15 protein-coding genes and 1 tRNA gene are annotated in these 20284 nt (G+C 53.2%); 5 read left to right on the top strand and 11 right to left on the bottom strand.

Annotated elements, in window-relative coordinates; translation table 11 throughout:
- Window positions 1-121 precede the first annotated feature (121 nt).
- Window positions 122-1000 (top strand): methylenetetrahydrofolate reductase [NAD(P)H], encoded by an 879-nt coding sequence (gene metF, locus AB1L42_RS13145; protein ID WP_367056049.1) that lies wholly within the window; start codon window positions 122-124, stop codon window positions 998-1000.
- 131 nt (window positions 1001-1131) lie between these two features.
- On the opposite strand, the gene AB1L42_RS13140 is transcribed toward metF, so the two are convergent.
- A complete protein-coding gene (locus AB1L42_RS13140; RefSeq protein ID WP_367056046.1) occupies window positions 1132-2793 on the bottom strand; it encodes an NAD+ synthase in 1662 nt (553 codons plus the stop codon).
- Window positions 2794-3023: 230 nt separating this feature from the next.
- Complete coding sequence (locus AB1L42_RS13135; protein WP_367056043.1) at window positions 3024-3203, bottom strand: hemin uptake protein HemP; 180 nt, start codon at window positions 3201-3203, stop codon at window positions 3024-3026.
- Window positions 3204-3389: 186 nt separating this feature from the next.
- Between AB1L42_RS13135 and AB1L42_RS13130 the strand changes: the two genes are divergently transcribed.
- Window positions 3390-4400: a DUF1559 domain-containing protein gene (locus AB1L42_RS13130; protein ID WP_367056040.1), complete on the top strand. Its 1011-nt coding sequence runs from the start codon at window positions 3390-3392 to the stop codon at window positions 4398-4400.
- 222 nt (window positions 4401-4622) lie between these two features.
- Here the strand turns inward: AB1L42_RS13130 and AB1L42_RS13125 are convergent, their stop codons facing one another.
- The 3 genes from AB1L42_RS13125 to AB1L42_RS13115 all read right to left on the bottom strand — a co-directional run bounded on the left by AB1L42_RS13125 (window position 4623) and on the right by AB1L42_RS13115 (window position 8568).
- Entirely contained in the window at window positions 4623-7229 is a 2607-nt protein-coding gene (locus AB1L42_RS13125; RefSeq protein ID WP_367056037.1) for a tetratricopeptide repeat protein, read from the bottom strand.
- A 186-nt stretch (window positions 7230-7415) separates the two neighbouring features.
- Window positions 7416-8207, bottom strand: coding sequence for a 5'-methylthioadenosine nucleosidase (locus AB1L42_RS13120; protein WP_367056034.1), 792 nt, complete (start codon window positions 8205-8207; stop codon window positions 7416-7418).
- The gene (locus AB1L42_RS13115) at window positions 8185-8568 is read right to left on the bottom strand and encodes a hypothetical protein (RefSeq protein WP_367056031.1); all 384 of its coding nucleotides are present in this window, start codon (window positions 8566-8568) and stop codon (window positions 8185-8187) included. The genes AB1L42_RS13120 and AB1L42_RS13115 overlap by 23 nt, the downstream gene beginning before the upstream one ends.
- A 238-nt stretch (window positions 8569-8806) precedes the next feature.
- On the opposite strand from AB1L42_RS13115, the gene AB1L42_RS13110 reads away from it, so the two are divergent.
- Window positions 8807-10354: an altronate dehydratase family protein gene (locus tag AB1L42_RS13110; RefSeq protein ID WP_367056028.1), complete on the top strand. Its 1548-nt coding sequence runs from the start codon at window positions 8807-8809 to the stop codon at window positions 10352-10354.
- A gap of 189 nt (window positions 10355-10543) precedes the next feature.
- Here the strand turns inward: AB1L42_RS13110 and ppdK are convergent, their stop codons facing one another.
- The 5 genes from ppdK to AB1L42_RS13085 form a co-directional block, all read right to left on the bottom strand.
- On the bottom strand, window positions 10544-13267 hold the full coding sequence (gene ppdK, locus AB1L42_RS13105) for a pyruvate, phosphate dikinase (protein ID WP_367056025.1): 2724 nt from the start codon (window positions 13265-13267) through the stop codon (window positions 10544-10546).
- 300 nt (window positions 13268-13567) lie between these two features.
- The gene (locus AB1L42_RS13100; RefSeq protein ID WP_367056022.1) at window positions 13568-13882 is read right to left on the bottom strand and encodes a 50S ribosomal protein L28; all 315 of its coding nucleotides are present in this window, start codon (window positions 13880-13882) and stop codon (window positions 13568-13570) included.
- A 161-nt stretch (window positions 13883-14043) separates the two neighbouring features.
- Window positions 14044-15507 (bottom strand): Asp-tRNA(Asn)/Glu-tRNA(Gln) amidotransferase subunit GatA, encoded by a 1464-nt coding sequence (gatA, locus tag AB1L42_RS13095; RefSeq protein WP_367056019.1) that lies wholly within the window; start codon window positions 15505-15507, stop codon window positions 14044-14046.
- Window positions 15508-15510: 3 nt separating this feature from the next.
- Window positions 15511-15804 (bottom strand): Asp-tRNA(Asn)/Glu-tRNA(Gln) amidotransferase subunit GatC, encoded by a 294-nt coding sequence (gatC, locus tag AB1L42_RS13090; protein WP_367056016.1) that lies wholly within the window; start codon window positions 15802-15804, stop codon window positions 15511-15513.
- 475 nt (window positions 15805-16279) lie between these two features.
- Window positions 16280-16459, bottom strand: a complete 180-nt coding sequence (locus AB1L42_RS13085; RefSeq protein ID WP_367056013.1) for a hypothetical protein — start codon at window positions 16457-16459, stop codon at window positions 16280-16282.
- Window positions 16460-16825: 366 nt separating this feature from the next.
- Between AB1L42_RS13085 and AB1L42_RS13080 the strand changes: the two genes are divergently transcribed.
- A complete protein-coding gene (locus AB1L42_RS13080) occupies window positions 16826-18517 on the top strand; it encodes an ATP-binding protein (RefSeq protein ID WP_367056010.1) in 1692 nt (563 codons plus the stop codon).
- Window positions 18518-18784: 267 nt separating this feature from the next.
- Window positions 18785-18869 (top strand) — tRNA-Leu (locus AB1L42_RS13075).
- A gap of 132 nt (window positions 18870-19001) precedes the next feature.
- Here AB1L42_RS13075 and AB1L42_RS13070 read toward each other — a convergent pair.
- On the bottom strand, window positions 19002-20147 hold the full coding sequence (locus tag AB1L42_RS13070) for a DUF1559 domain-containing protein (RefSeq protein ID WP_367056007.1): 1146 nt from the start codon (window positions 20145-20147) through the stop codon (window positions 19002-19004).
- Window positions 20148-20284: the final 137 nt, after the last annotated feature.

The following is a 20284-nucleotide window of genomic DNA, read 5'->3' as shown; positions in this document are numbered from 1 at the left end:
CGAACGATCTCCACGAACTCGTTCCAGCACATCTGAAATTTCGTGAATCGAGAGTGCTTGGAAGCGTGCATAAAAGTGAGCAGCTTGTCCTGGACGAGCAGAACAAAACTCAAGGTGTCTGATGCGGATCAAAGACGTTTACGAGAAATCTCCATTTGGAATCTCGTTCGAGATTTTCCCGCCGAAATCTGAAGCTGGTGATGTTGCGCTCATGGAGAGCTTGCAGCGACTCACTGCTCGATCACCCGACTTTATTTCCTGCACTTACGGTGCAGGCGGCAGTACCCAGGATCGAACTCTTGAGCTGTGTGAGATGATCCAGCGGGACTTTCAGATCCCGGCAACGGCGCATTTCACCTGCGTTGGATCGACCATCGACCAGCTTAATGAATGGCTCGATGCTGCTGATCGCCGTGGGGTGCAAAACTTCATGGCTTTGCGCGGTGACGCTCCTGCTGGAAGCGATTCGTTCGAGGCAGTCAGCGGTGGTCTGAAATATGCCAACGAACTTGTCGAGCTGATTCGATCACGGTTCCCCGAAGTTGGCATCGGAGTGGCCGGCTACCCGGAAAAACATCCGGAAGCATCATCGATGGAGTTAGATCTCGACAATTTGGTCCGCAAGGTCGATGCTGGGGCGGACGCAATTTTCACTCAGCTTTTCTACCACAACGAGAACTTCTTTCGGTTTCGTGATGAACTGGAACGAAGATCGGTGTCGATTCCGGTTGTGGCTGGAATTATGCCGATCACCGAGTTTGCCCGCATCAAACGCATCACCGCAATGTGTGGAGCGATCATCCCGGATGAGTTGGCTGGTCAACTCGAAGCTGTGCAAGACGACGCCGAAGCTCAGCGAGCGATCGGTGTGGAATATGCCATCAAGCAGTGTCAGCAGCTGGTTGATGAAGGAGTACGAGGAATTCACTTCTACGTACTCAACAAGTCGGAAGCGTGCGAACGGATTCTTGATGCTGTTCAGATTCCACGATCGGTCTGAGGCGGCGTGCAAGTGGCAACCGATTCACACAGTGAGTCAGCCTCGAGTGCTTTTCAGCAGCTGTCTCCGCGAATGTGATCGCGGGGCAAGTTGCTGATTGTGCTTAAGCAGAAGTCGCTCCTTGAAGTGCATTACTTCATCCCGGTGAATCCGCGGGCTGCCATTGGCATTCTGCGGCCAGTTCCGAACGCAGTTTGAGTGACTTTCACACCCGGTGGGATTTGCCAGCGTTTGAACTCGTTTCGGTCCAGTTTCTGAACGACCCACCGAACTGTTTCTTCCGGGAACTCGCCGACCATTTCGGCCGGGTTGCGGTTCTGCTCGATCAATCCGTACAGGATGGCATCGAGGACGGGGTATGGGGGAAGTGAGTCCTGGTCGAACTGGTCAGGGGCAAGTTCTGCACTGGGGGCTTTGTCGATGATGTTCGAGGGGATCAGTTCCTTCCCGGCGGCTTCGTTGATGTAGCGAGCGATGCCGTAAACGTCCTGTTTGTACACATCGCAGAGAGCTGCGAAACCTCCGCACATGTCCCCGTACAGCGTACAATAGCCGACTGCGAGTTCGCTCTTGTTGCCTGTCGCAATCGGGAGCCAGCCGTGTGTGTTGCTGCGGGTCATGACCATTGCTCCCCGAATCCGTGCCTGCAGGTTTTGATCAGCGAGACCCAGCGGCGCAGAGGAGAGGTCATCACCGACAACGACCGTTGATTCGTAGGCTTTATGAATCGCGTCAATGGGAATTTCTTGAGCGTCGAGTTTGTAATTCCGCGCGAGTTCCCAGGCATCCGAAAGGCTGTGATCGCTGCTGAATCGACTGGGCATGAGCAGAGCGTGAACGTGCTCTCCACCGAGGGCTTCAGCGGCAATCGCTGCGGCGACGGCACTGTCGATGCCTCCGGACAACCCCAGAACGCAGTCCGTGAAGCCGGACTTCTTCGCGTAGTCGCCCAGTCCCAAAGTAAGGGCTTCGAACAACTGTTTTTCGCGTGAGTCAGTGACGGGATCTGCCGTGTCGAGGTTGTTGAGATCGACGGTTACTATTTGTTCCTGAAACCCGTTCAGAATTGAAGCGAGGTTTCCGTTCGAGTCGAGAACGAAACTTCTGCCGTCGAAGACGAGATCGTCATTGCCGCCAACCTGATTTGCGAAGATGACGGGTCGTTGGTGAGTCGAAACGTGCTGACGAATAATTCGGCAGCGGCGAGAAAACTTGTCGACTTCGAACGGGCTCGCAGACAGGTTGAAAAACAGATCCACTCCCTGATCTGCCAGAAGACGAACCGGGTCTTCGCGTTCAAGAGGGGGGAGGTGATAGAAGGTATCTGGCTCGCCGTACCAGGCGTCTTCACAAATGTGGACTCCCAGCCTCTTGCCTAAGAAGGTCATTGGTGCAGGATTGGTTCCCGGCGAGAAATATCTCTCTTCGTCGAAGACGTCGTAGTTCGGAAGAAGCGACTTGTGGACCGTCTGTTTGACACCTCCATCGGCGAGCAATGTTGCGGCGTTGTAGGGCCGTCCAGAGTGGTTGGCCGGTCGAGTCGGGTGGCCTACCAGAATTCCGAACTCTCCGGACGTCTCATCGGCCAACTGCTTCACTGAGGTGTCACAGGCATCCACAAACCCGCCTCGCATCAACAGGTCTTTCGGCGGATAGCCGCAAATGGCGAGTTCCGGAGTGACCAGAAGTTGGGCGCCCTGGCGTTTTGCCAATTGCGCAGCTTGTCGAATCTTCTCAGAGTTTCCGGTGATATCCCCGACGATCGGATTGATCTGGGCGATGGTGACTTTCATGGAGCTGTCCGTTAAGCGTCTGTACTTCGAGCGATGATTGTAGAGCATTCAGCATCGCAAATCGCATCGGAACAGCATGGATGCGACGGACTTTTTGAATTCACGAGGGCGAAATCGCGTCAACGTGCGGCGGCAGAAGAGAGCACTCTTTTGTGATTCGCTCACAGTCCCCGATGATCCAGATTCGGACTGCGAAGCAATACCGTGGGAGGTCTGTGACTCGGGGACGGCTACTTGTTGAGAATGAGTTTGCCGGTTTTCGTTTGGCGGAGTCGGTAAGTTTGCCCATTGTGCTTGATCGTAATCTCTTCACGACCGGCAAAGAGTTCGCTCGATTCGTAGTCACCTCTCGGTGGGTCGTCTCGATGATCGTTTTCCGGGCGGGCCGAGTCATTCGGTGACGAATTCATGGAATCAGGACTTTTTCTATCTTTCAGAATTTCGGGAGGCTGCATTGAGCTTCCACTCAATGCTCACTACATTACCTGCAATTGAGACTCAGTGTCAATAATGTTCGTGTGTTGGCTTCTGAATTCGACGCGTGTCGGGTTCAGTTCGTCACGATCACTGAAAATTGCAGGCTTTGAAGAATGTCAATGATTTCCCGACGTCGTGGTTTCACGCTGATTGAGCTGTTGGTTGTTATCGCGATCATCGCGATTCTGATCGCCTTGTTGCTTCCGGCTGTCCAACAAGCTCGAGAGGCAGCCCGACGAACGCAGTGCAAGAACAACCTCAAGCAGATCGGACTTGCTTTGCACAACTACCTTGATGTCAACAACGGATTTCCTCCGTCGTTCGTCTCGGATATTTCGTCTGCCGGAGACAACCCCACCGCGGGTGGAGAGTGGTCTGCACAGGCGAGAATTCTTCCGTACCTCGAGCAGGCTGCGATTTACAACATCGCGAACTTGTCTCTTGCTTACGATGATCCGATCAACGCCGAGATTCCGACAATGCGAGTGGCGTCGTTCCTCTGTCCGAGTGAAGTGAACGATCGAACTCGTGCAGACTCAAACGGTGTCGCCGAGCACTACCCGCTGAGCTATGGATTCAATGGCGGGACATGGCGAGTGTGGGTGAATGGATCTCGCCGACCCGGGGACGGTGCGTTCGCTCCAAACACCAGCTTCAAGCCTCGCGACTTTGTTGATGGAACCAGCAACACACTTTGTTTCTCAGAGGTGAAAGCATTCACAGCCTACAACCGAGACGGCGGAACCGGGACAGCGACAGTTCCTGAAACATCCGATGCTGTGTCTGGATTGATCAGTAGTGGAGGCAGCAACAAGCCGAACAGCGGTCATACGGAATGGGTCGACGGACGCGTGCATCAGACCGGTTTCACCGTCACTCTTCCACCGAACGCAAACGTTATTGTTCCAGGCGGGGATCGCTCTGATGAAGGTGACTACACGTCCTGCCGCGAAGACAAGAGCTGCAGCGGACCAACATATGCAGCTGTCACATCTCGTAGTTGGCACATTTCAATCGTCAACAGCTTGTTGACAGATGGCTCAGTGCGATCGATTTCAGAAAACATCGACCGCAATACCTGGCGGAAGCTGGGACAGCGAAACGATGGTCAACCTGTCGGCGAGTTTTAGAGCAAGTTGCTCTTTTGAGTTCACTCGCTTGTACTTTTTCATACGGTAAAAAACTGAGTTCGCTCGTGCGAGTGGGGGAAACCAAAGCAGAAAATGCTCAAATCGATCGGAACAATTGGGGAGGTATCTTCAGGCGAGAGTTTGAAGTTTTCTCCTCAAGCTCTTTGTCGGTCTACCCGGAGTCGTGTGCTTATCGAGATGACTCTCGTGTGAACACAAATCTCAGAAACCGGAGTCACCAGGAGGTCTCGATTCCGGTTCTGATTCGGCCTCAGTGGCAACTTCTGATGTCTGAAGTTCGACGAACAATTTAAGAGCGTCAAGATAGCGTGGTGCTTCTTCAAGAGCCTGAAGTGAGCTGCGAATGGCTCGTGGCTTGTCTCCGAGTTTTTGGTATTGGGCGGCGGCTCTGTAGTAAATCCCGGCGGGATCTGCGGGATTCATCTGCAGAAGTGCTTCAAGGCTGCTCGCTGCTTCGTCGGGCCGATTCAATCTTTCTCCGGCCAATGCCAGCCCTGCGTGTGGTTGGGGAATGAGCGGTTTAATGGCGAGTAGTCGAGTCGAGAACTCGGCGAGCTTGTCCCAGTCTTCGTTCTCTTCGGACAGGTCCATCAACCTCAAGAGTGGACTCACGGCATCCGGATCGCGATCTACGATCTCGTTGAGGATGTTCGATTCCTTCTCGATCAAGTCTTGAGATCGGTAGATCTCTGCAAGCTGCATCGACGGACTCTCAGGACCGGTTTCATAAGGGAACAGCTCAACTGCTCTTTCCAGAATCTCCGCTGCAGCGGACCGTTCATCCGCTTCGATAAGGATCGACGCACATTGCTTGAGTCCAAGGTAGTTGGTCGGGTTTGCTTCCACCCACGCAATCACCGCCGTTGGTCCGAGAGGACTCGAGATGACTTCAGCCAGCTCGGGTTCTGACCAGTCGACTTCTCCGCCAAAGTCGTTTGCCAACTTGAGTGCGTGCTCTTCGAATGCTTCATCGATTTCAGCAATTGGGGCAGTGTGTCGTTCAATGGCTTCATTGATGTTCATACCGATGCCCAGGTCGTCCAAGATGGCAAGGATCGCATCGAAGCCGTACCGGTCGATCAAGAATTCCACGACCAGCGAGCTTTGGAAGTATGCAAACTGAACGTGGACTGGTGACTCTGGCGTGAGGAACAAGTCACTCATGTTTCGAATAGATGAGAGACTGCCTTCCAGAATCATTTTGCGATAGGTCGCGTTCATCTGCTCGCCCCAACTCGGGTCTTTCATCCGCTCTTCGTAGACGGAAAGCCCTTCGCTGAGCCAGCGAGGCATGCGGTTGTTAGTCTTGTTGAGCGTGATGACGTGAGCGAATTCGTGCCAAAGGACGGATTCTAGATTTACCGGGTTCTGTGCTTGCGATGCGGGGCTGTTCGCTGTGATCACATCGCCGAAACAGACTCCCAGAAAGCCTGGGATGCCTGGCATTCCAAAGGTGCGTACTTCGAAGTCCGCTGGCTTGGGGAAGATTTCGACGAGGATCGTTTCTGGAAGTTCGATCTGATATTTCTCGGTCAGTTCTCTTCTTGCCTGAGTCAGCAAATTGAGAACGCGTCGACCGTAGATCTCTGCTTCGACTGGTTCCATGCGGATGAAGAAATCGTTCTCGCTGATCGTCGTGAAGTTCTCGAGCTCGTCACGAAGAGTGACCAAGTTGTACATCGCGATGTCATAGGGATCGTTCTCATGAAGCTCCTCCGCGAGTCGCCAACCTTCTTCTTCCCGCCCCAGTCGCATGAAATCCTGAACGAGCTGCTTCTTAGCTGGCTGATAGGTCTCATCAAACTCGATGGCTTGTTGTTGTCGTTTAGAGCCTTCTTCGAACCGGTACTTCTGTGACAGCTCCCGTCCGATGACGTGTTCGACGAGCGGGTTTGTTTCGTAATGTCTGAGTGCTAACTCGTGGGCTTCGTTGGCCTTTTCGTCCAAGCCTTGAAGTCGGAAAATCGCCGATCGAAATGCGAGTGCTTCCGGGTGTGACGGATTGACTTTGAGGATCTCGTCAATCACCTGATCGGCTTCGTCGTATTGTTCGCGATCAATCAGGCTGTCGACTTGCATGAGATGTGCTCCGACATGTTGGGGATTGAGTTCCAACGTCTGCTGGAGCGCAGCTGAGGAGATTTCTGAGTCTGATTCACGGAAGGCTCTTGCGACTCCGAAATGAATATCTGGATCGTCAGCGTGATTTTCGAGTGCCCCCTGAAAGATTTCTGCAGCGAGTTGAAAGTCGCGTTTGTCGAGAGCCAATTCACCGAGCGCGAGAATCGGAGATCGGTGGAGAGGATTGTTGCGACGGGCACGTGCGAAGAATGTTTCCTGCACTTGTTTGGCGTCCGCACCTCGATCGAGAATGAATTGCCCGAGTGTGATCAGATTTTCGGCATCGGTGTAGCGCCAGGGAGATGACTGGACGAGCTGCCCGATTTCTTCGTACAGCAGCTCGATGCGTTCAGTCTGACCGGTGAATTGGCAAGCTTTAATTGCAGCTGTTCGGAGTCGGATACTCCAACTGTAACGCTCCAGAGCTTGATCGATTGTCGCAAGCGAATCTTGATAGCGGCCGAGATCGAACTGCGTCTCCGCTTTCAGAATATGCCAGGACTCGCCGTAGACTCCGTCTTCAATCGCTGCCTGCGTTTCCTTGAGGCATTCTTCGAGTTGTCCGGTGATGAACAACTTGCGGCACTCGTTGATGTCTGCAGAGTGTGCCGTGGTTGGGAAGATGGAGAGTAGCGCGCTGACGAACAGGAAAACGAAGACCGGTGACGGCACCCACTTACGAGTCATAACTCTCTCCAAGACCATTTTCATGGTTTCCCAGTCTTCACCTGAACACGCATGGTTCTCAGCTTGCAGCGACGTTTGTGTAGGTCTTTGCAAGTCGAACATCAACGTTCTGCCAGTGAGTTTCCGCGCGGTTACATCGTACGTCATGTCCCTCGGAGATGGAAACTCGCAAGCCCGTTGAGGTGGCTACGATGTCGTCTGATCTGGCTGTTCGGATCTGTTGAGTTGAGGGAAGACTCCCAGCAAGAATGTTGCGAGAGACTTGGCTGCAGCTGTCGCTTGTTCGCGAATTTTCCAGAGATCTTTCACACATTCAGGACGCTTGAAGAGGCTCCCGACGAGCGCGCCTGCTCGAATGGTTCCCTTGTTGCCGAAGATCGCGAGCACTTCAGAAGGAAGGTCGGCCTCGAGTGAATCGCTGATTGATCGAATCACCATGAATGGAACGTGACGTTCGCGACAGGTACTGGCGACCGCGAGCGATTCCATATCGACCGCGATTGCTTCCGTTGCACTGCGGAGCTGCTTCTTTTGTTCGATCGTGCGGACAATTCGATCCACAGTACAGACGCGCCCCACATGCAAACCTTCAGCGGGAGAATCCTGCATTTCGATCGGGATTTGAATTTCCTGCGGGCCGTTGCTGTCCACAACTTCGTTTGCGACGACGATATGCCCGGTCTTCATTGATTCCCTGAGTCCTCCGGAGAGGCCGATGGACAAGACCCAGTCTGGAGAGAAAGCGTCGATTGCCGCGTTTGCAGCTCCACGCGCACGCTCTCGACCAGCACCACCTTCGACTACGATGACTCGCGTGGAGTCGACGAAGCAGTTTCGAAACTTATAGCCATTGCCAGTCACCGACTTTCTGACATCGAGTCGACTGAGCAGCGGCGCCGTTTCGAGAGACAAGGCAGCGATGACGACGACTGTGACTCTGGGAGATTGGGAATCGTCATTCGGTGAAGGCGTTGTCATTCAATTCTCGATTTGGGGTGGGCGTTTTCTGAGTGGCTGCTTTCGCGAAGTCCGCTTCACTTTCATTGACTTTTTCAATCATCCAGTCAATCGAATCTCGGCGGCCGAGAAATTCGGCGAACTCTGAGTAGTCTTGAGGATTCAGTACAGCGGTGGCGATCGGTTGGAAAAAATGCAGTGCTTGCGAACCGAGATAGTTTAAGGGACGCGACATCTCCAGAAACGCAATCGCTGGAGTCGTCAGTTCTCGACGAGCCACTTCGCGAGCGAGTTTTTCGACGATCTGCAACTGCCGGTCGGTTGGCTTCGCTGATTCGGTCGGCATCGCAAATGCGTGTTGAAGCCACGATCGGAAGGTCATGTTGATTCGCTCCAGTTGAGCGTGCGTTTCGGAGGATTCAAGCGGGCGATGTGACCGGTGTGTGTTGGAGCAATGTGCTCAAGCACTTGCACCGTCCTTCAAATGTATCAGGTTGATTGACGATACGGACAGTCATGAGCAGCCAGCTTGTAGGTTGCTTTCAGTGGGCTCCTGTCGTTTTAGCAAAACTTCTCTACAATTCTGGCTGAAGATCTTCTGCAACTGGGAAAGATTCGAGATGAGTGACGACACAGGATTCTTGCTGCTTCATCCTTCGGACAACATTGTTGTCGCACGCCGTCACCTGAAACCTGGGGCCAGCTGGAGCGGGAATTCTGTGACCGTGAATGCTCGTGAGAGAGTTGATCTCGGGCACAAGATGGCGATCTCTGCAATCGCTCAAGGGGAAGCAATTCGCAAGTTCGGTCAACCGATTGGTTTCGCAACTCAGGCGATTGAACCTGGAGAAAATGTCCACACGCACAATGTCGGTCTCGGCCATCTAGGCCACTCGTACGAGTATTGCACGTCGCTAGTGACATTGCCGCCTCCAAAAGAACAACGGACGTTCCAGGGATTTCGCCGACCGGATGGGCGCGCAGCGACTCGAAATTACGTCGGCATCATCAGCACCGTCAACTGCTCAGCGACTTCGGCTCGCTACATCGCAGACGCGTTCGACGAACAGCTTCTCGAACAGTATCCGAATGTTGATGGAGTGGTCGCGCTCTCACACAAAGGTGGGTGCGCCTTCGAATACGGCGGATCTGACCATCGGCTCCTCGCACGAACACTTGCTGGATTTGCTGAGCACCCGAACATTGGTGCTTATCTGATTGTCGGGCTGGGATGCGAGACGGCTCAGGCTTCGTTTTTGACAGACGAGCACAATCTCGTGGAATTGAATCTTCCAGGGAATGAATCTCGCAAGCCGCTGGTGATGAACATTCAAGATCAGGGAGGAGTGGCAAAGACTGTTGAGCGGGGAGTTGCCATGCTCAAAGAACTGCTTCCTGAAGTCAATCAGGTCGAGCGAGTCCCGATTCCCGTATCGGAGTTGATCCTCGCGACCGAATGCGGGGGAAGCGATGGAAACAGCGGAGTAACAGCCAACCCCGCTGTGGGGATTGCCAGTGATCTGCTTGTGGCTGCCGGAGGAACTTCAATCTTGGCCGAAGTTCCGGAGATTTATGGTGGCGAGCACTTGTTAACGCGCCGGGCAGCCACGCGTGAGATCGCGGACAAATTGCTCGAACGGATTCAATGGTGGGAGGACTACGCCAAGAAATTCGGAGCACAAATCGACAACAACCCGTCCGTGGGAAACAAAAAGGGAGGCCTGACGACGATCTTCGAAAAGTCACTCGGAGCCATCGCAAAGGGGGGAAGCTCACCGCTTCGAGCAGTCTACGAGTATGCAGAGCGCGTGAGTGAGAAAGGGTTCGTCATCATGGATACTCCCGGATACGATCCTCCGTCGGTTACGGGCATGGTCGCAGGGGGAGCCAATCTTGTCGTCTTCACGACCGGCCGCGGCAGCTGCTTCGGGTGCAAACCGGTTCCGACGATCAAGGTGGCAACCAACTCGTTGATGTATCACCGAATGGTGGACGACATGGATTTGAACGCTGGCAGAATTCTCGATGGCGAAGCAACGGTTGAGCAGGTGGGAGAAGAGCTCTTCGAAATGCTCATCTCAGTCGCCAGTGGCGAACAGACGAAGAGTGAGCAGCAGGGGATTGGAGATGAAGAGTTCTGCCCCTGGACACCCGGACCAGTCTTCTAAAACAGCTTGATCGCATCTCATTGCTCGACGAAACGGATCTTCGTTGGCGGAATTCGAGTGGAAGAGTCTTCTTCTGACTGGGGCTGACTTCTTCTGAAATTGTGTCATGCAATGAAAAAAGCCTCGTCCGTTGCGGGACGAGGCTTTTCCTTTTGATCCGTCAAAATCAGCAGCAAGCATCCTGCTCGTTTACGAGTCGAGAGCTGCCTGGGCTGCGGCCAAACGAGCGATTGGGATTCGTCGTGGTGAGCAGCTCACGTAGTTCAATCCAATTTCGTGGCAGAAGAAGACCGATTTCGGGTCTCCGCCGTGTTCTCCACAAATTCCGATCTTCAGATCTTTGCGTGTGGAGCGTCCGCCTTCAACGCCGATCTTCATCAGTTTGCCAACGCCGGTCTGGTCCACTGTCTGGAATGGATCGGCAGGGACAATGTCGTTTTCCTGATAATAGCCGATGAAGCCTTTGTAGTCGTCGCGGCTCATTCCGAGAGTCGTCTGCGTGAGGTCGTTGGTTCCGAAGCTGAAGAACTCAGCTTGTTCTGCGATCTCATCAGCAGTCAAAGCAGCTCGTGGGATTTCGATCATGGTTCCGACCATGTAGTCGACTTCCACGCCTTGCTCTTTGAAGACTTCCGTGGCAGTGTCGCGAATGACTTTGGCCTGGTTGTCAAACTCAGTCTTGAATCCGGCGAGCGGAACCATGACTTCAGGATGGCAGTTCACGCCTTCTTTCTTCAATGCACAAGCAGCTTCGAAGATTGCTCGTGCCTGCATTGCAGTGATCTCTGGATAGACGATTCCGAGACGACATCCGCGGTGACCGAGCATTGGGTTTGATTCGGCCAACTCTTCGACGCGTCGCTTGACTTCGTCTTCGCTGACACCAAATTCCTTGGCGAGTTTCGGTCCAAGGGTTGGATCGTCGTGCATGTGGTGTTCAGAAAGGAACTCATGCAGTGGTGGATCCAGAAGACGAATGGTCACTGGACGGTCACCCATTGTTTTGAACAGGTGAGTGAAGTCGTCACGCTGGAATGGAAGAAGCTTAGCAAGTGCTTTAGCTCGGTCTTCCTGTTTGGTCGCGAAGATCATCTCACGAATTTCGTCGAGGTGATCGAAGAACATGTGCTCTGTTCGGCAGAGTCCAACGCCTTCTGCTCCGAGAGCAACAGCGGCGACAGCATCATCTGCTTCGGCGTTGGCTCGGACGTTCAGGGTACGATGTTCGTCAGCCCACTTCATGAGCTGCTCGTAGCGACCGTAAGTTGGTGCGTCTTCTGCCTTCTTGTTGCCAAGCAGGACTTCCATCACTTCCGAAGGACTCGTTTCGATTTTGCCGTTGAAGACTTCTCCGGTGAAGCCGTCGACAGAAATCCAGTCACCTTCTTTGAGGACGGTGTTTCCGACAGTTACAGTTCCGGCTTCGTAGTCGATGCTCAGAGCTGCACATCCGCAGACACAGGTTTTACCCATCTGACGACTGACGAGAGCAGCGTGTGAAGACGCTCCTCCGAACGCGGTCAGAATTCCTTTCGCGACTTTCATTCCGCGAAGGTCTTCAGGGCTTGTTTCGCGACGAACGAGGATCAACTGCTTGTCGTTGTCTTCGTTGTATTGAGCTTCCGCATCGGATGCGTGGAAGACAATCTGCCCGGAAGCAGCACCTGGACCGGCGTTGATACCTTTGGCGAGGAGTCGCGATTCTTTTTCGGCATCTGCTTTCGCAGTTGGATCGAAAATTGGCTGGAGCAACTGGTTCAAATCGTCAGCAGGAATTCGACGTTTTTGAAGAGCGGTCTTCGCATCGATGAGGCCTTCGTTGACCAGATCGACAGCGATTCGCACAGCTGCGAAACCGGTTCGTTTGGCGTTTCGAGTCTGGAGCATCCAGACTTTGCCTTTTTGAACCGTGAACTCGATGTCCTGGACGTCTTTGTAGTGATTTTCCAGCTTCTTGCCGATTTCGTTCAGCTCGGCGTATGCAGCAGGAGCGTCTTTTTCGAGCGATTCTTCAACACGCTTTGGAGTTCGTGTTCCCGCAACGACGTCTTCCCCTTGTGCGTTGATGAGGTAGTCACCGCAGAAGCCAGGAGTTCCGTCGGAGCAGTTTCGGGTCAGACCAACACCGGTCGCACAATCGTCACCGAGGTTTCCGAAGACCATCGCCTGAACGTTGGTCGCGGTTCCCCAGCTGTGAGGAATTCCGTACTGGCGACGATAAACGACAGCTCGGTCGTTTGACCAGCTTCCGAAGACGGCGCTGATGCAGCCTCGAAGTTGTTCCATCGGGTCAGTTGGGAACTCGATGCCAGCGTGCTTTTTGATCACAGCTTTGAAGTCAGCCACGATCTGCTTGAGCTGATCGACTGAAAGGTCTTTTTCGTGCTCAACTCCGGTCGCTTCACGGGCTTTGTCGAGAATGTCTTCGAAGTGGTCGGGATCGTTTTTGCTTTCTGGCTTCAATCCCAGCACGACGTCGCCGTACATCTGAATGAATCGGCGGTAGCTGTCCCAAGCGAAGTGCTCATTGCCGGACTGCTTGATGAGAGCAGCAACTGTCTCTTCGTTGAGTCCGATGTTGAGGACGGTGTCCATCATTCCCGGCATCGATTCGCGAGCACCGGATCGGCATGAGAGTAGGAGAGGATTTTCAGCATCTCCGAACTTCGCGCCCATCACTTCTTCGGTGTTTTTCAGGCCTTCGAAAAGTTGGTCTTCGAGGCCAGCCGGATAGGTCTTGTTGTTGTCTGTGTAGTAGTTACAGACTTCAGTGGTGATCGTGAAACCGGCAGGAACCGGAAGTCCGATCTTGTTCATTTCCGCCAGGTTTGCCCCTTTTCCACCCAGAAGATTTTTCTGTGTGGCATCGCCTTCTGCTTTTCCACCACCGAAGGTGTAGACGTACTTCGACATATGACCTATTTCCTCGTTCGTTGAATGGCTCACGCCTGCGTTCTTAAAACGACTGCGTTTACATTGATAGCCTGACGACGATCATGTCGCAGACTGTGATCCAGAGCATTTCGTATCACAGAAAGGGGCACACTAGCAGTCCCCCACATTGACTTCAAGCGATGGCGTGCCGCAGGAGTTGGAGCTTCCCCGGCATGCGACCTCTTTCGATGATCGCTGTCAGGCAATTCGTTGTCACAACAGAAGACTTACGAATGTTTGAAACTATCGCCGATTCCATCGAATCAGCGTGCCGTACGCTTACTTCTTCTTATCTGCCTCGACCTGATCAACGGTGAACGGCTCTCGGACGACCGGGCGTTCGACCATTCCGGATCGGATCAGGCTCACTGGAACGCGACGGCGGACGACTTTTCCGTCTTCGATGACGCGAATCCGCTGCAGGTTCTTTTTGAACTTACGTCGGGTGATTCCGGTTGTTTTACGTCCGTTACCACCGAGGTACTTTGCTTTACCACGCTGTGACAGACTATTTCCAAGCGCAGGCTTGTTCTCACCGTAAGCCTTGTGCTTCTTTGCAAGTTTTGCCCGTTTGTTTTTCTTCAATGTGCTCATGGCAACAGCCTTGTCGACTTAAAAAGTCCAATGTCCGCGTGAAATTTCGAGCCCGAAATAGTAGTCGGTTCGACTCCTGAGTTCAATTCGACGTCGGAAAAATCTCTGTCACGGTGTCCGAAATCAGGTTCGTGGAGTGTAAAGCGTTACTGAAAAGTGGTTTACGCCACTTCGGCAGGTTGTGCGAGGTGGAACTCGGTCGCGGTTTCGAACATTTTCGCCGCCCGCAACAGCCGGACTTCCTCGTACGCCGGAGCGAGGAGTTGCATTCCGACCGGAAGGCCCGCGGTTGTGTGGCCAGCCGGAATTGAAATTCCAGGGATGCCAGCCAGGTTGGCTCCAATGGTGTAAATGTCGTTGAGGTACATCTGAAGCGGACTGTCCGAAAGTTCGCCGATCCGGAAAGCAGGGGTTGGACTTGTGGGCGACAGGATGACGTCTGCTTTCTCGAACGCCTGCTGATAATCCTGAGCAATCAGTCGTCGGATTTTCAGTGCCTTCAGGTAGTAAGCGTCGTAGTACCCGGACGAAAGTGCGTAGGCTCCAATCATGATTCGACGTTTCACTTCCGGACCAAAACCCTCTCCGCGCGAAGCTTCGTACATTTCGGTCAGGTTTTCGAAGCTCTCTGCTCGGTGCCCGTAGTGAACTCCGTCGTATCGAGACAAATTGCTCGACGCTTCTGATGGGGCGATGATGTAGTAGGCAGCCACACCATATTTGGCGTGCTTCATCTCGAGTTCGACGATTTCCGCACCAAGGTCTTTGTAAGTCTGAATCGCGTTGTTGATCGCGGTTTGGACTTCTGGGTCAAGCCCCTCTGCATAGTGCTCGGGGACAATCCCGATTCGCAATTTCTCAATCGGAGACAATTCCGATGCGCTCAGTGAGGGGAACTCGACATTCACTGACGTTGAATCCCGGTCGTCGTGTCCCCAAACTGCTTGCAGCAGTGCAGCTGCATCATCGACTGACCGAGCGAACGGGCCGATTTGGTCGAGTGAGCTGGCAAACGCAACGAGACCGTATCGTGAGACGCGGCCATATGTCGGCTTCATTCCGACAATTCCGCACAAGGAAGCTGGTTGCCGAATCGATCCGCCGGTGTCTGAACCGAGTGCAATGGGGGCCATCCGGGCTGCGACTGCCGCTGCCGATCCGCCACTCGATCCTCCCGGGGCGTAGTCTGTGTTCCATGGATTTCGGGTCAGTTGAATCGCTGAGTTTTCGCAGGAGGAACCCATCGCGAATTCATCAAGATTGGTTCGTCCGAGCGGAATGGCTCCCGCATCGAGGAGTTTCTGCACAGCTGTCGATGTGTAGAGAGAGCGAAAACCGGACAGCATTTTGCTCGCGCAGGAAGTCATCTCACCCTGGATGCACAAGTTGTCCTTGATCGCGACAGGAATGCCAGCGAGCGGTCCGAGCGACTCTCCGTTCTGACGCTTCTCATCGATCTGATCGGCCAGTTTCAGGGCTGACTCGTCGAATGTCTCGAGAAATGCTCCGACTTGCTCATTTTGCTGAGCGATCGCGTCGAGGTGGGCTTGAACGATCTGTCGACTTGTCGCTTCGCCGCTGGTCATGAGCGACTGAAGTTGTGCGACGTTTTGTGTGTGAATCACTGATCAAGCTCCTTCGAGAATCTGTGGAACGAGAAAGTATTTTCCGTCGGTGCTCGGAGCGTTGCTCAAGGCATCTTGTCGATCGATGGATTTCTGCAACTTGTCTGTTCGGAAGACGTTCGTCAGCTCCGCAGTGTGAGCCATCGGAGCGACGTTCTCGGTGTCGACCTCATTCAACTGTTCCACGTAGCTGAGGATGTTTCCGAGTTGGTCGACGAACAGCTCTTCTTCCTGTGGAGTGAGCTTCAGTCTCGCCAGCTTGGCGACTTTTCGGACGTCTTCAATTGTCAGTTGCATCGTCGTTGTTCCGGTCGAGAACTCGGTGTCTGCAGCGAACTTCTGTCGCTTGGATTTTGAGAGGAGGGCGAGACCCTCGGTCCGAATTCTAATGACCCGACATAAAAAAACGACCGACGTCCTCAAAGACATCGGTCGTTGTATGTAAATTCGACGTTGAAGAACGTCGCGGTGTTCATCCTCTGGCTTGAGGAGTCACACTTCAATGAGCTTGTTCACATCAACACAAAGACAATTTTGGTGATTCAAAGCGAATCAGCTTCAATTCACCGATCGGTGTTGCGGTCCCAGTGTTGGAAATATCCAGTCAAATTCGAGCAGCCGATTACGGTGACCTGCCTCAGTTTGTTCGATCAGAACTTCGAGGCGATCAGCTGCGAAAGATCATGTGTCACTCGTTTCTGTCATCTGGCGAGCATCGAGATTTGTCAATCCCATGGCTGTGACAGAAACTGCCATTACTGAAGTCCAGCGACTAGCGAATTCGATCCAGTTCAAGGTCTTTCTGGCGCATCTCGTCGAGAATAATCGGGTGCCATTCTTCTTCCCGTTCTTGTTCGGGAAGGTAGTTTTGACGAGCCCACGTTCGTAGACGAATCTCTTCAATGGGGTCAACCATGGTTTCGGGATCGTCGAGCAGGATCGCAGCGTTCATGACTTCTACTCCAGATCTGGAATGGATCCAAAAGGGGGACGACTTCGTGTCGAGTGAACATTTTGGAAAAGATCGCACCGCCTCTATGCGGATTTATGCTTCAATCGTTGAAGCTATCGTCATTTCGACGTCACATCAAGCAATTCTGTGATGTTTTTTGCCAATTCCGGGAATTCCCGCACAGCATCAGCAGCGAGCGTTTCCTAAACTGAGCGGCTTCCCATTTTTGACTGATTGGAAGAACTCTTGCGACGTGCGGAGCCCGAGCTTCTTATTGCTGGATCGGGTAAGAATCTTCATAATGAAGCCTTCTTGCCATCGCATCAGTTGAACTGGCGTTGAATCTCCCAGAGCGAATTTCCCGAGATGTCGTATCGTCGTTTTAAGAAACTGCTCGGAGAAACCAGCCTCGAACGAAAATGTCGGTTGATGTTCGCTGGAGCTCTGCTGCTGCTGATTGGAGCCAGCTTCTGGGTTTATGCTCGGCTCAATCAACGAGTCGTTGAAGAACAGCAACGTGATTTGGCGCAAGTTCTGATTGCTCAAAACCTCACCGTCACCCATTGGGAAAAGACGCAGTCACTCATCGATCCCGAAACGATCGAAATCGTCACCGACCTGAGCCGCACCCTCAAGCCAGACGACCTCGCTGAGGAGAAGTGGAGGTTCATTCCCCAGGATTACGAAAACTCCGACGCGACTCGCCGCCCGACGGAGACCTACGATCACGACGCTCTCAAAAAGCTCCTGTACGGCGGAGAGAAATACTGGGTGTACGTCGATCCCGAAGAGCAGTCGTATCACTACTACGAGCCGATCATTGCGAAAGAAAACTGTCTGCTTTGCCACCGGGATCGCCAGTTCGAGCCGCAGATTTCTGAACTCGACGAAATGATGGGCATGGCTCGGATCACTTTCGATCTGAAGAAGACCCAACATGATATCGACCGCAACAACGCGATCCTGACTGTGATGGCGATCGTCACTGCAGTGCTGGGAATGGGAATCGCCTATCTCATCGTCCGGTATGTGATCGTGAAGCCGGTCATGCACCTCAAGGACGTCAGCGATGCCATCGCTCAAGGAGAACTCGATCAACGGGCTGATATTCAAACCGGAGACGAATTCCAGGAGTTGAGCCACGCGTTCAACCGGATGCTGAGGCACCTCGTTTCGACTCAGGAAGAACTCCGTCAAACCAATGTCAGCATGGATCATAAAGTCGACGAACTCGCGCAAGCGAACTTGCGACTGCATGATATGAACCAGATCAAGAACGAGTTCCTCGCGACGATGAGCCACGAGCTGAGAACTCCGCTCAACAGTATTCTCGGCTTCAGCGACGTATTGACGGTTTCGGAGAATCTGACCGACAAGCAGAAGAAGTACCTGCGAAACATTCAGTCTTCGGGCAAGAACCTGCTGGTGCTGATCAACGATATCCTCGATCTGGCAAAGATGGACGCCGGACGGATGGAAGTTCACTCCGTTGAATTTTCGATGGTCGATCTTGTCGAAAGACAGGTCCTCTCGATGAAGCCGCTGGCGGAAAAGAAAAACATCGACCTGAGTTGGGAGATCGACGAAAACTTTCCCATCCTCAATCAGGATGCAGGAAAGATCGAGCAAATTCTCTCGAACCTGCTTTCGAACGCAGTCAAATTTACTCCGGAAGGGGGGCGCATTCGTGTCGATGTTTCAACATTTGACGAAGACCTGTTCGATCTCGTCGTCGCCGACAGCGGAATTGGAATCCCGCTCGAAGATCAAAGCATCATCTTCGAGAAGTTTCGTCAGGGACGGAGCCAGGTTGGAAGCGACTTGACGACACGCGAATTCGAAGGAACCGGCCTCGGACTCTCAATCGTCAAAGAGCTGTGCCGTTTGTTGGGAGGACAGGTTCTTCTCGAAAGCGAATTCGGAAAAGGCAGCACGTTTACCGTCCGCCTGCCGCTCAACTTCGTGTGCCTCAATCCACAAATCCCCAGCAACGGAATGTCGTCGATGCACTCTTCGAGCAGCTTTTCCCAAACACTGGGACGATCACGAGCAACTTAGACGATTCTCTCCGTTTCTGGCTTCTAATCAGAACATCTTTCTCCCGGCGGAATTCGTGTTTGCTTCCAAGCCTTGGCTGCAAAAACTGGGCGATCACCTTGAACTTCTCGCCGAGATTCACGCACGCGTTCTTCGCGAGTCGAAACCTTGTGGATTCGGTTCACTCGAAACGCTGGATTGACCGCGATCCGTTTGCTATCCTCCGCCCACATTCGCCCAAAATACTTCCTCCCTTCGCTGGACACGAAGTATTCTAAGAAGACAAAAGCCGAAGTGGCGGAACTGGCAGACGCGCTGGATTCAAAATCCAGTGTCCCCAAAGGACGTGTGGGTTCGAGTCCCACCTTCGGCATTATGAAAACTTTGGATGGTGTCCATCCAAAGTTTTTTCTTTGCGCCGAGTCGAGTTTAAGTCGCCCGGAAGACGGTGGTCTTCGATCTGCAAGGTCCGGAAGCCCTTTTCAAAACTGTTTTGCGATCGCTTCTAAAACTCGCCGAGGATTTCGTTGCCGTTGCGGGTACCGAGTGCCCACCAGACGTCCATGCCGATCGATTCGTTGATGAATCGAACGGCTCCGTCGCCCATGAGTGCGTTGACTCCGCCGGGGTGGTAGCTGCCTGGGGTGGCCATGTTCATTCCGTAGCCTTCTCCGCCGTAGAGGTGGCAGTTGCGGTCATTGATTGGCATTGTGTGCAGGTAGTGGTTAGCGGCGAATGTCCAGCCTGAGATCCAGCTTCTTCCCTGGACGATGGAGTAAGTGGGGTCCGGGTAGTCGACGCTTCCGCAGTACTGAACCCAGAAGGAGAGCGAGCGGGCTGAGCCGGTGTTGGAGCCACAGTAGGAGAGGGCGTTGACTGGGGAATTTCCCGTTCTGAACTCGATACCAAAGGGGCCTTGTGTCGTTGCGAGGCTGTTGATGAGCCGTTCTGAAACGGCCGTTGTGTTAGATAGTCCGTCGGTCACGCTGCTGAACGAAGTTCGTGGGCGGTTCCAACGTTGAGGAAACTTCGGGTTCATCATGCCGATGAATCCGTTCTGCTGTTGAAGCGGAGGAAGTTCGCCAGTGGGGCCGGTCGTTAACTCGGGCCAACCGGAATTGGCTGTGTAGCTTCCCGGAGCTGCGCCAACGGTTCCGAAAGATTCCGAAGGGCCAACCGGATCGGACGGGCAGAGAAAGCTTGTGATTGTCGTCGAAGCTGCCTGTGCATTCGGGTGAGTGTTGGAGATCGAAAGGCGAGCGTAATCGGCAGGCACTGATTGATCGCATGTGTCCATCATTCCAACATTGAAGTCGATTGCACCGTAGACGGTCGTTTGGTCCATCTGCGGCAAGATCAATGAAAGCCAGCTGTAAAAACCATTGCCGCAACTCGATCCATTCAGTTTGCTTCCAGTCGAACTGAACGGAAGTGTCTGATGAATATCGTGGTAATTGTGCAGGGCGAGGCCGATTTGCTTGAGATTGTTGCGGCACTGCGTTCTGCGCGCAGCTTCTCGCGCCTGCTGAACGGCGGGCAGAAGCAGCGCGATCAGGATGGCAATGACCGCAATCACAACTAGAAGTTCGATCAACGTGAACCCGCGTCGTTGGAAGAATTGGCCAGGTGCAGTGCTCTGTGAGGGGGACATTTCGTCGCTCCATGAACGGAATCTTTAGCTTGAACTCTGTTCAACAATACGAAATAAGAATTTTAATTGCAAATCGATTGCATGTGGTCAGGGTTGGGGATATCGTCCTGAAATGCACAAGGTGTGCAAAAGTGGGT

This window comes from Thalassoglobus sp. JC818 (assembly GCF_040717535.1).
Lineage (GTDB): Bacteria > Planctomycetota > Planctomycetia > Planctomycetales > Planctomycetaceae > Thalassoglobus.
Note: the sequence above shows the minus strand (reverse complement) of the source record. Positions and strands in the feature narration are given on the sequence as shown.

What these genes read in the sequence shown, in the direction of transcription:
- metF (WP_367056049.1), top strand. Translation starts at nt 122, where the DNA reads ATGCGGATCAAAGACGTTTACGAGAAATCTCCATTTGGAATCTCGTTC.
- AB1L42_RS13140 (WP_367056046.1), bottom strand. Translation starts at nt 2,793, where the DNA reads ATGAAAGTCACCATCGCCCAGATCAATCCGATCGTCGGGGATATCACC.
- AB1L42_RS13135 (WP_367056043.1), bottom strand. Translation starts at nt 3,203, where the DNA reads ATGAATTCGTCACCGAATGACTCGGCCCGCCCGGAAAACGATCATCGA.
- AB1L42_RS13130 (WP_367056040.1), top strand. Translation starts at nt 3,390, where the DNA reads ATGATTTCCCGACGTCGTGGTTTCACGCTGATTGAGCTGTTGGTTGTT.
- AB1L42_RS13125 (WP_367056037.1), bottom strand. Translation starts at nt 7,229, where the DNA reads ATGACTCGTAAGTGGGTGCCGTCACCGGTCTTCGTTTTCCTGTTCGTC.
- AB1L42_RS13120 (WP_367056034.1), bottom strand. Translation starts at nt 8,207, where the DNA reads ATGACAACGCCTTCACCGAATGACGATTCCCAATCTCCCAGAGTCACA.
- AB1L42_RS13115 (WP_367056031.1), bottom strand. Translation starts at nt 8,568, where the DNA reads ATGACCTTCCGATCGTGGCTTCAACACGCATTTGCGATGCCGACCGAA.
- AB1L42_RS13110 (WP_367056028.1), top strand. Translation starts at nt 8,807, where the DNA reads ATGAGTGACGACACAGGATTCTTGCTGCTTCATCCTTCGGACAACATT.
- ppdK (WP_367056025.1), bottom strand. Translation starts at nt 13,267, where the DNA reads ATGTCGAAGTACGTCTACACCTTCGGTGGTGGAAAAGCAGAAGGCGAT.
- AB1L42_RS13100 (WP_367056022.1), bottom strand. Translation starts at nt 13,882, where the DNA reads ATGAGCACATTGAAGAAAAACAAACGGGCAAAACTTGCAAAGAAGCAC.
- gatC (WP_367056016.1), bottom strand. Translation starts at nt 15,804, where the DNA reads ATGCAACTGACAATTGAAGACGTCCGAAAAGTCGCCAAGCTGGCGAGA.
- AB1L42_RS13085 (WP_367056013.1), bottom strand. Translation starts at nt 16,459, where the DNA reads ATGAACGCTGCGATCCTGCTCGACGATCCCGAAACCATGGTTGACCCC.
- AB1L42_RS13080 (WP_367056010.1), top strand. Translation starts at nt 16,826, where the DNA reads ATGTCGTATCGTCGTTTTAAGAAACTGCTCGGAGAAACCAGCCTCGAA.
- AB1L42_RS13070 (WP_367056007.1), bottom strand. Translation starts at nt 20,147, where the DNA reads ATGTCCCCCTCACAGAGCACTGCACCTGGCCAATTCTTCCAACGACGC.